Source organism: Stenotrophomonas sp. (genome assembly GCF_032099025.1).
Classification (GTDB): Bacteria; Pseudomonadota; Gammaproteobacteria; order Xanthomonadales; family Xanthomonadaceae; genus Stenotrophomonas.
Window position 1 is genome coordinate 1 of record NZ_DAMCID010000020.1, and the last position, 10104, is coordinate 10104.

The window sequence follows — 10104 nt, forward strand, 5'->3', positions numbered from 1 at the left end:
GGGACATTCGCAGGCAAGGGTATGGCGGCCCCGCGCTCGCTCCACCGGCAGCCGCTGTTGAGGGACCTTCGCAGGCAAGGGCATGACGGCCCCGCGCTCGACCCACCGGCAGCCGCTGTTAAGGGATATTCGCAGGCAAGGGCGCGGCGGCGGCGGGATCACCCCGTTCTGCACACCGCATGCGGATACTTCAATGTTCGATCATCGGATGCGTCCATGCGACTTCTCGCTGTGACCTATGGAACAGAAGGCGACACCCGGCCGCTGGTGATGCTGTGCCACGGGCTGCAGGGGGCAGGCCATGAAGTGATGCTGCTGGCCGAGGGTGGCACGCTGGGTAGCGCGCAGGCGCTGGGCGTTCCGCATGCAGCGCTCGAGGGCACCATCCATGACGAAGTGGTGGCGCTGGTGTCGCGTGGCAACAACATGGCGGCCGCCTCGCGGGGACTGGCGCGCATGGCGCAACGGCATGTGCCGGCGTGGATGCGGCAGGCCGATGCGGCCGCCGCAGGCTGCGATGCGGTGCTGACCGGCGGGCTGGCCGCGTTTGTGGGCATGACGGTGGCCGAGCACCACGGCGTGCCTGCGATCGGCACCGGCATGATTCCGCTCACCCCTACCCGCGCGTTCGCCTCTCCCTTCCTCCCACGCCTGCGCCTGCCCGGCATGCTCAACCGGCTCAGCTACGCGCTGGTCAATCACGCGGTGTGGCGCACGTTCCGTGCGCCGATCAACGACGCCCGACGGGCGCTCGGCATGCCGGCGCGTCGTTCACTGTGGCGCGATCTTCCGATGTTGTATGGCATCTCGCCGAGCCTGGTGCCGCCGCCTGCGGACTGGCCGGTGAATCATCACGTGTGCGGCCAGTGGCGCGCACCGGATGCGGCCTGGCAGCCAACACCAGAACTGCAGGCCTTTGTCGATGCTGGACCACCGCCGGTGTATGTGGGCTTTGGCAGCATGACCGGGTTTGATCGCAACACCGTGCTGCCGGCACTGCTGCGAGCGCTGGCACCGCGCCGGGTGCTGCTGTTCCCTGGCTGGGCGGGCCTTCCCGACGGACCGCTGCCCGCAGACGTGTTTGTTGTAGGTCCTACCCCGCACGAGGCGCTGTTTCCACGGTGCTCGCTGGTGATCCACCACGGCGGCAGCGGCACGACCCATTCGGCGTGTCGCGCGGGCGTGCCGTCGTTGGTGATGCCGTTCGCGGCCGATCAGTTCTTCTGGGCGGCGCGGTTGCAGGAAATGGGTGTGGCTGCCGAGCCGCTTTCAGCCAATCATATTGATGCGCAGACGCTGGGCCGTGCGATTGCAGTAGCCGAGGACGCAGATACGCGGGCGCGTGCCGCAGCATTGGGCCGGGCAATGGCAACGGAAGACGGCGTTGGAAAGGCCGTTGGGATTATCGAACAGTGGCAACGCCCTACCAACAGCAGGGCGTTGCCCGGGTAGACTTCACTGCTTGCGATGCAACCACCGGTACAGCACCGGCAGTACCAGCAGGGTCAGCAGCGTGGACGAGACGATGCCGCCGATGACCACGGTGGCCAGCGGGCGCTGGACTTCCGAGCCGGCGCCGACGTTGAAGGCCATCGGCACGAAGCCCAGCGAGGCGACCAGCGCGGTCATCAGCACCGGGCGCAGCCGGCCCAGCGCCCCTTCGCGCACCGCATCGGCCAGCGGCATGCCATCCGCGCGCAGGCTGCGTACGAAGCTGATCATCACCAGCCCGTTGAGCACGGCCACGCCGGACAGCGCGATGAAGCCGACACCCGCCGAGATCGACAACGGAATGCCACGCGCCGCCAGGGCCAGCACGCCGCCGGTCAGCGCCAGCGGCACGCCGCTGAACACGATCGCGGCGTCCTTCGCCGAACCGAAGGCCCAGAACAGCAGCGCGAAGATGATGGCCAGGGTGACCGGCACCACGATCGACAGACGCTGACTGGCCGAGATCAGCTGCTCGAAGCTGCCGCCGTATTCGATCCAGTAGCCGTTGGGCACCTGCACGTCGCGGCCGATGGCCTGCTGCAGATCCCGCACGAAGCCGCCCAGGTCACGGTCGCGCACGTTCGCGGTCACCACGATGCGGCGCTTGCCGTTCTCACGGTTGATCTGGTTCGGCCCTTCGCTGTTGCTCAACGTGGCCAGCTCACGCAACGGCACGGTGCGCGCACTGCCACTGGTTCCGCTGCCCGCACGACTGGACTCGTCGGCATCGCCGGCCAGTGCGGATTCCAGCGACACCGGCAGGTCGGCCAGGGCGGCCGGGTCCTGGCGCAGCGCGTCGGGCAGGCGCACCACGATGTCGAAGCGGCGGTCGCCTTCGAACAGCTGCCCTGCCACCTGCCCGCCCACGGCGGTGGCAAGGGTGGACTGCACCTGTCCGGGATTGAGTCCGTAGCCGGCCAGCGCGGTGCGGTTGGGGGTGATCGTGAGCAGCGGCAACCCGCTGGTTTCCTCCACCCGCACGTCGGCGGCACCGGGCACGCCACCGGCTACGGTTGCAATGCGCCTGCCCACCGAGAGCAGCGTGTCCAGATCATCCCCGAACAGCATCACCGCCACGTCGGCGCGCACACCGGAGATGAGCTCGTTGGTGCGCATCTGGATCGGCTGGGTGAACTCGTAGTTGTTGCCGGGCAGCTGCTCGACCGCCGCCTCCAGTTCGCCCAGCAGCGCCGCACGCGACTTGCGCGGGTCCGGCCAGGCCTTGCGTGGCTTCATCATGATGAAGGTATCGGCCACCGACGGCGGCATCGGGTCTGAGGCGACTTCCGGTGTGCCGATCTTGGAGAACACCGTGTCCACCTCGGCGAACTGCACCAGGCGGTTCTCGATCTGCTTCTGCATCTCGATCGACTGGGTCAGGCTGGTGCCGGGGATGCGCATGGCATGCATGGCGACATCGCCTTCGTCCAGGTTGGGCACGAACTCGCTGCCCAGCCGCGTGGCCAGCAGGCCGCAGACGATCACCAGCACCCCTGCCCCGGCCGCCATCCATCGACCACGGCGCAGGGCAAACGCCAGCATCGGTGCGTAGCGCCTGCGCACCCAGGCCATCAGGCGGTTCTCCTTCTCCTGCACGCGGCCGCCGAGGAACAACGCGATCGCGGCGGGCACGAAGGTGAGCGCCAGTACCATCGCACCGCTCAGGGCCAGCACCACGGTGATCGCCATCGGGTGGAACATCTTGCCTTCCACCCCGGTGAGCGCGAAGATCGGCAGGTACACCGCCGTGATGATGCCCAGCCCGAACAGGCTGGGACGGATCACTTCAGCGGTGGCGCTGGCGGTCTCGGCGAAGCGCTCTTCGCGGGTCATGTCACGGCCCAGCGCGTGCTGGCGTTCGCCGAAGCGACGCAGGCAGTTCTCGATGATGATCACGGCACCATCGACGATCAGGCCGAAGTCCAGCGCGCCCAGGCTCATCAGGTTGGCCGAGACACCGCCACGGGCCATGCCGGTGAGGGTGAACAGCATCGCCAGCGGGATTACCGCTGCGGTGATCAGCGCCGCGCGGAAATTGCCGAGCAGCGCGAACAGCACCACGATCACCAGCAACGCACCTTCCACCAGATTCCTGGCGACGGTCGCGATGGTGCGATCCACCAGCGCGGTGCGATCGTAGCTGGCGGTGACGGTGACACCCTCGGGCAGGCTGGCCTGTGCCTGCTGCAGGCGTGCCGCCGCAGCCTGGGCCACGTCGCGGCTGTTGGCGCCGATCAGCATCACCACCGTGCCCATCACCACTTCATGGCCGTTCTGGGTGGCGGCGCCACTGCGCAGCTCCGGCCCATCCTGGACCTGGGCGACATCGTGCACGTGGATCGGCACGCCTTCGCGCCGCGCCAGCACGATGTTGCCGATCTCCTCCAGCGTGGCGACCTGGCCGGGGATGCGGACCAGGAACTGCTGGCCGTTGCGCTCGATGTAGCCCGCGCCGACATTCTGGTTGTTGGTCTCCACCGCCTGCGCCACGTCTTCCAGGGTGAAGCCCAGCGCGCGCAGCCGCGCCGGGTCCGGCGTGATGTGCACCTGGCGCTGGAAGCCACCGATGGTGTTGACCTCGGTCACGCCGGGCACGTTGCGCAGCTGTGGGCGGATCACCCAGTCCTGCAGGGTGCGCAGATCCGTGGCGGTGTACGGCGTGCCATCGGCCTTGCGCGCCTTGGGATCGGCGTCGATGGTGTACATGAAGATCTCGCCGAGGCCGGTGGAGATCGGCCCCAGCTGCGGGTCCAGTCCCTCCGGGAGCTGCGACTTGACCTGTTGCAGGCGCTCGGCGACCTGCTGCCGGGCGAAGTAGATGTCGGTGCCGTCCTTGAACACCACGGTGACCTGTGAGAGCCCGTAGCGCGACAGCGAGCGCGCCTGCTCCATGGCCGGCAACCCCGCCATGGCGGTTTCCACCGCATAGGTGATGCGCTGTTCGGTCTCCAACGGCGAATAGCCGGGTGCGGCGGTGTTGATCTGGACCTGGACGTTGGTGATGTCCGGCGTGGCGTCGATCGGCAGGCGGGTGAAGCTCCAGCTGCCGACGGCGATCAGAACGAGCGTCAGTACCATCATCAACCAGCGATGGGCGATGGCGGCGCGGATGATGCGCTCAAGCATGTGGGCGCCCTCTGCGTGCCGGGCCTGGCAGGGCGTCAATGTTCATGCGCTGCCCCCGCCTTGCCGATGTCGGCCTTGACCACGTAGCTCTGCGCGACCACCACGTTCTCGCCCAGCGCCAGGCCGCCACGTACTTCGACGGTGTTCGCATCGCGTGCGCCGAGCGTGACCGGCCGGGCGGTGTAGGTGTCACCTTCGCGCACGAACACCACGTCCTTGCCGTCCATCGTCTGCAGCGCGCTCAGTGGCACCACCTGCGCGGCCTGCGTGGTGGCGACCACGATGCGGGCCTTGACCGCGGCACCCGGGCGCCATTGGCCGTCGTCGTTGCGCAGCGTGGCGCGGGCGACCGTGCTCTGGCTGGCGGTGGCGGTGCCCGGCAGCACGCGTTCGAGCGTGGTGGCCTGGCTGACGCCGTCGGTCATGCGCGACACCGTGACCGGTACGCCCGCGGTGATGTGCTGGGTGTCGTTGCCGAAGATATGCAGGTCCACCCACAGCGTGGACAGGTCACCGATCTCGAACAGCGGGCTGCCCTCGCCGGCCACGCCGCCCACCTGGGCCTGGCGCGCCAGCACCACGCCACTGATCGGCGCGCTGACGGTGTAGGTGGTCAGGCTGAGATTGCTTTCGATGCTGGCCAGCACCTGGCCGGCGCGTACGCGGTCGCCGACATTGGCGCGTAGCGAGCGGATGGGGCCGGGGAAGCGCGCCATCACCTGCGCGACGCGGCCGTCGACCGGGGTCAGCAGGCCCTGCACGTCGTGCTCGTCGGCGATGGTGCCGGTGACGACCGGCGCGACGCGGATGCCGGCCTGCTCGGCCATGGCCGCGGCGATGGTGGTGCGCTCCGGCGCCTCGTGCTCGTCGTGCGCGTCGTCATGGCCTGCCTCGGCTTGGCCGGCGTCGGCCTTGGCATCGGGTGGCGTGGCAGGCGACTCGCCGCCGCCACAACCAGTCAGGGCGATCAGCGCCATCAGCAGCCCGGCGGCCAGCACGGTACGGGTCGGGGAAGCGGTCATTGGCGGTCCTCCGTGGACACGGGGTCGGATGGGCTGGCGGCGGCAAGCATGCTCTGGCCGGTCAACCGCTGGATTTCAATCAGTGCGGTCTGGGCGGCAATCGCCGCCGCCAGCTGGCGCTGACGTGCCTCGATGCGCATGGCCTGCAGCTGCGCCCACTCCATGTAGCTGATGGCACCGCTGCGCCATGCCGTTCCGGCGGCATTCTCGGCCCGCTGGAGCTTCGGCAGCACGTCACGCGCCATGCGCGTCACCTCCAGCCGCGAGGTGAGGTAGCGACCATGTGCCTCGGCCAGGGTGGCGTACAGCTGCAGCGCGCGTGCCTCGCGTTCCACGCCGTTGAGCGCCAGCTCGGCTTCGGCCGCGCGGATGTCCGGCGCGGCACGCGACACACTGCCCAGCGGCAGGCTGAAGCCGGCCACCAGCGAGGTATTGCCGGTGTCGCGGCTGTTGCGCACGCCGGCCTGCCAGCTGAGGTCGGGACGTGCCTGGGTGCGCGCCAGCTGCAGCTGTGCCTCGCGTACGCGGCGCTCGCCGGCCAGCACGGCCAGCTCGGGCGTGCGCTGCAGGGTGTCGGCCAGTCCGTCGAAGTCCTGCAGCCCAGGCAGGCGCATCGGGTCACCACTGACCACGTCGAACCCCGGTTCGCGCTCGCGCCACAAGGCCGCCAGCGCCACCCGGGCGGAGCGGTCCATCTGCAGGGCGCGGTCGCGGTCCACTTCGGCCTGCGCCAGCATGGCCTGGGCGGTCATCAGCACCGATTCGGGCGATGCACCGGCCTGCAGGCGCAGGCGGGCGGCGGCAACGGCGCGGCGGCGCTGCTCGATGTCGGTCTCTGCGATGGCCAGCTGCGCACGCGCCTCGGTGACGCCGAGGTAGCGCCGCGCCACCTCGGCCATGAGGTCCAGCCGTGCGGTCTCGCGCTGCGGGGCAAGCGCATCCAGGTTGGCCTGGGCGAGTACCCGCCGCGCATCCAGCTTGCCGCCGCGTTCGAGGACGCCGGCCAGGGTGACGGTCAGCTCGGCCGCATCGAAGCCGCGGCTGCTGCCGCTGCCGAGGGCATTCTCCAGCTCCACGCCCAGGGTCAGCGGCGGGCGAAGCGCGGCCGCGTCACGCCGCGCTTCCCAGATCGGGCGCTGGGCATCGGCCAGGCGCAGGTCCGGGTGGAACCGCGCGACCCGCGCGAGCGCCTCGTCCAGGGTCAGCGCGGAACGCGGCGTCGGCAGGGCCGGCGACGCAGCAAGGGGCAAGGGTGAAACAGGCGCGGTGCCCTGCGCATGCGCGCACGGCACGAACGCTACGGCAGCCAAGGCTGCCAGACGCATCCACATGGGAATCTCCAGAAAGCGGTTCAGAGTGTCGGTCGCGGCACACGGCCGCGCGGCATCAGACCGCTATCGGGGGGCGCAGCAGGCTCTCGGGAGGTTGCGCGAGCAGCTGGGCGGTCATGCCGGTGGGCACGATGTGGGCCGGGGCACCGGGCAGGGTCCAGGCCGAGGCCGCCAGCGGCAGCACGCCACCATGACCGTGGCAGTGACCGCAGTGGACCAGGGCGTGCAGCAGACGCGTGCCCTGGTCGTCTTCCTCTTGACCGGTATCGGCCTCGAGGGGAACGGACGCGTCGGCGTGCGCGGCCGCATGCGCCAGACCGGTGTCACCGTGCGACAGCGCGTGCAGGTCGCCCAGCGCCGCCGCCAACGCGCCGCCGGCGGTGCCGAACAGCACCACCACCAGCATCAGCAGGCGGAGCGGCATGGACAAGCGACGGCGCAGGCGGGACATCATCACAGCAGGGTAGCGGCGCTCCTGCGCGTTACACAATCGCAGTGACCGGCAAGCGGCTTCATGGGGAGGGACGTGCCGCGGTCATGGGGATCTCGGTCATGAAACCACGTGCCAGCTGGCGCACCTCGTCGATATCGCGGAAACGCTGGCCCATGAGCATCCAGCAGGTGTCACGCGGAGCTCGCAGCAGTTCGACCCGCACGCCGCCGCCGTCGGCGGGCACGATCCGCTGGGCCACCAGGGTGAGATCACTGGAGCGGTGAACCAGGTAGTGCTGCCCAGGACTGCCTTCCACGACACTGAATTTGCCCGGCTTGTTCAATGCGCTGCCGCACACCGCCAGAACGGCGGGACTGCAGGGCTTCGCTGGGCCCGCATTGGCGTCGAACGGGTGGTTGTCCACCGACAGCAGGGTCGGTTCACCCTGCTCGCGGGCCGTTGCGAGCCCGGCAACGGGTGCGGGCATGGAGGGCGTGGCGCCCTGGAGCTTCATCGGGTTCGGCATGATCAGGCATCACTGGAGAACGGCACCCGGTCGGCGCCCACCGCAGTCTGCCTGCGCAGCACTGCGCCGCTGCGATGCGATTCACATATCAGCACACGCATGGGAGGCGCGTTGCCGAAGGGTGCCGAGGCACACATCGGCAACGGCCATTGCCGACATCAGGGCGCGCGATGCGCGGCGATGTAGGCGCGGATCTGCGCGTCCAGCACGGGCAGCGGCACCGAGCCCTGCTTGAGCACGGCGTCGTGGAAGGCCTTGACGTCGAAGCGGTCGCCCAGCGCCTGCTCGGCCTCGGCGCGCAGCCGTACGATCGCGATCTCACCCAGTTTGTAGCTGAGCGCCTGGCCCGGCCAGGAGATGTAGCGGTCGACCTCGGTGGTCACCTCGTGCTCGCTGAGCGCGGTGTGGTCGCGCAGGTAGGCAATGGCCTGTTCGCGGGTCCAGCCCTTGTGGTGCACGCCGGTGTCGATCACCAGGCGCGCGGCACGCCACATTTCGTAGGTCAGGCGTCCGAAATCCTCGTACGGGGTTTCGTAGATGCCCATCTCCACGCCCAGCTTTTCGCAGTACAGCCCCCAGCCCTCGCCATAGGCGGAGATGTACGCCGTGCGGCGGAACTCCGGCTGCTCGCCCTGCTCGGCGGCCAGTGCACCCTGCAGTGCATGCCCGGGGTCGGACTCGTGCAGGGTCAGCGCGGGCAGGTTGTAGAGCGGGCGCGCCGGCAGGTTGTAGGTGTTGAGCCAGTAGGTGCCCATGCCGCCGCGACCGGCGGTCCAGAACGGTGCGATGTCCGGCGGTACCGGCACGATGGTGAAGCGTGCGCGCGGCAGGGTCATGTACTTGCCGATCACGCCATCCACGCGCTTGGAGATCCACGCCGCGCGATACAGCAGCTCGTCGGGGGTCTTGGCGTAGAACTGCGGGTCGGTGCGCAGGAACACCAGGAAGTCGGCGAAGCTGCCCTTGAACTGCACCTGCTCGATGATGCCGTTCATTTCCTTCTGGATGCGCGCCACTTCCTTCAGGCCGATCTCGTGGATCTGCTGCGGGGTGAGGTCCAGCGTGGTGTATTCGTGGATCTGCTGCTTGTAGTAAACCTTGCCATCGGGCAGGGCTTCGGCGGCCAGGGTGGTGCGCGCCTGCGGCACGTATTCGCTGACGAAGAAGGTGCGCAGCTTGGCAAACGCAGGGACCACGCTGCCGCTGATGGCCTGGCGGGCCTGCGCCTGCAGTTCGGCCTGGTCGGCGGCCGGAATGCTGGCCGGCAGCTTCCTGAAGGGGGCATACAGCGGCGATGCGGTCGGGTCCTTGAGCTCGGATACCGTGGCGATGGAGACTTCGCGGCCATCCAGCACCGCACGCGGCACGCTGAAGCCGCGCTTGAGGCCGGCCCGCATGTTGTCGGTCTGCTGGTCGAAGTAGCGCGGTACATCGTTGAGGCGCGCGATGTAGTTGCGGTAGTCCTGCGCGGTCTTCATGTCGCGGCGGGCCATGAACGACAGGTTCGACCAGAACGAGGAATCGGCGTTGAACGGCATTTCATAGCCGCGCAGGCGGACGTCGGCGGCCAGGTTGAAGACCTGGTCGCGGTAGATGGCGTAGTTGATCTGGTTGTCGGCCGACAGGGTCTTCGGGTCGATCCGGCCCAGCTGGGCCAACACGTCGTCCCACACCTTCAGCCGGGCCTGCTGGGCGGCCGCGCCGATGTCGGGCATGCGGGTGGCATTGGCGGGGCCGTCACCGTCTTCGCTGGCCTCACCACCGCCCTCCTGGCGCCATTTCCATTCCTTCTCGTAGATGGCGCGGAACTGTGCATCGGCGGCACTTTCGTTGGCCAGGCTGACGGGCGCAGCGGCGGGCGCGGCCGGAGGGGCGGCGAATGCGGCACCTGCGGGAAGGGCCAAGGCGAGCAGCAATGCGGTGACGAGCGGTGATTTCACGATCAGCGGTTCCCGATGGACGGCAAACCCCGATCATGGCACCGCCACCCCGGTGGCTGCATGGATCAAAGGTCCTGCCCGCGCAGCGGGCAGGACCGGGGATCGGCCAACGGTCGAGACCCAAGCGCCGAAGGCGCGTGGTAGAGCCGACTGTTAGTCGGCTGCCGTTCGCTGCCCGCGCAGCGGGCAGGACCGGGGATCGACCAACGGTCGAGACCCAAGCGCCGAAGGCGCG

General features: G+C 69.1%; 7 protein-coding genes. 1 reads left to right on the forward strand and 6 read right to left on the reverse strand.

The window, feature by feature from the left end; genetic code table 11:
* A partial coding sequence (locus RT456_RS14100; protein WP_313347669.1) for a glycosyltransferase occupies nucleotides 1-1452 on the forward strand: 1452 nt, incomplete at its 5' end.
* A gap of 3 nt (nucleotides 1453-1455) precedes the next feature.
* Here RT456_RS14100 and RT456_RS14105 read toward each other — a convergent pair.
* The 6 genes from RT456_RS14105 to RT456_RS14130 form a co-directional block, all read right to left on the reverse strand.
* Nucleotides 1456-4617 carry a CusA/CzcA family heavy metal efflux RND transporter gene (locus tag RT456_RS14105; RefSeq protein ID WP_313347670.1) on the reverse strand — a complete coding sequence of 1054 codons (3162 nt, stop codon included), beginning with the start codon at nucleotides 4615-4617 and terminating at the stop codon, nucleotides 1456-1458.
* A gap of 35 nt (nucleotides 4618-4652) precedes the next feature.
* Nucleotides 4653-5639, reverse strand: coding sequence for an efflux RND transporter periplasmic adaptor subunit (locus RT456_RS14110; RefSeq protein WP_313347671.1), 987 nt, complete (start codon nucleotides 5637-5639; stop codon nucleotides 4653-4655).
* Nucleotides 5636-6970 carry a TolC family protein gene (locus RT456_RS14115; RefSeq protein WP_313347672.1) on the reverse strand — a complete coding sequence of 445 codons (1335 nt, stop codon included), beginning with the start codon at nucleotides 6968-6970 and terminating at the stop codon, nucleotides 5636-5638. Before RT456_RS14115 ends, RT456_RS14110 begins: the two co-directional genes overlap by 4 nt.
* A gap of 55 nt (nucleotides 6971-7025) precedes the next feature.
* Nucleotides 7026-7400, reverse strand: coding sequence for a hypothetical protein (locus RT456_RS14120; protein ID WP_313347673.1), 375 nt, complete (start codon nucleotides 7398-7400; stop codon nucleotides 7026-7028).
* An 82-nt stretch (nucleotides 7401-7482) separates the two neighbouring features.
* Entirely contained in the window at nucleotides 7483-7929 is a 447-nt protein-coding gene (locus RT456_RS14125) for a hypothetical protein (protein WP_313347674.1), read from the reverse strand.
* A 158-nt stretch (nucleotides 7930-8087) separates the two neighbouring features.
* Nucleotides 8088-9869, reverse strand: coding sequence for a DUF885 family protein (locus RT456_RS14130; protein WP_313347675.1), 1782 nt, complete (start codon nucleotides 9867-9869; stop codon nucleotides 8088-8090).
* Nucleotides 9870-10104 lie beyond the last annotated feature (235 nt).

What these genes read in the sequence shown, in the direction of transcription:
- RT456_RS14115 (WP_313347672.1), bottom strand. Translation starts at nt 6,970, where the DNA reads ATGTGGATGCGTCTGGCAGCCTTGGCTGCCGTAGCGTTCGTGCCGTGC.
- RT456_RS14105 (WP_313347670.1), bottom strand. Translation starts at nt 4,617, where the DNA reads ATGCTTGAGCGCATCATCCGCGCCGCCATCGCCCATCGCTGGTTGATG.
- RT456_RS14125 (WP_313347674.1), bottom strand. Translation starts at nt 7,929, where the DNA reads ATGCCGAACCCGATGAAGCTCCAGGGCGCCACGCCCTCCATGCCCGCA.
- RT456_RS14110 (WP_313347671.1), bottom strand. Translation starts at nt 5,639, where the DNA reads ATGACCGCTTCCCCGACCCGTACCGTGCTGGCCGCCGGGCTGCTGATG.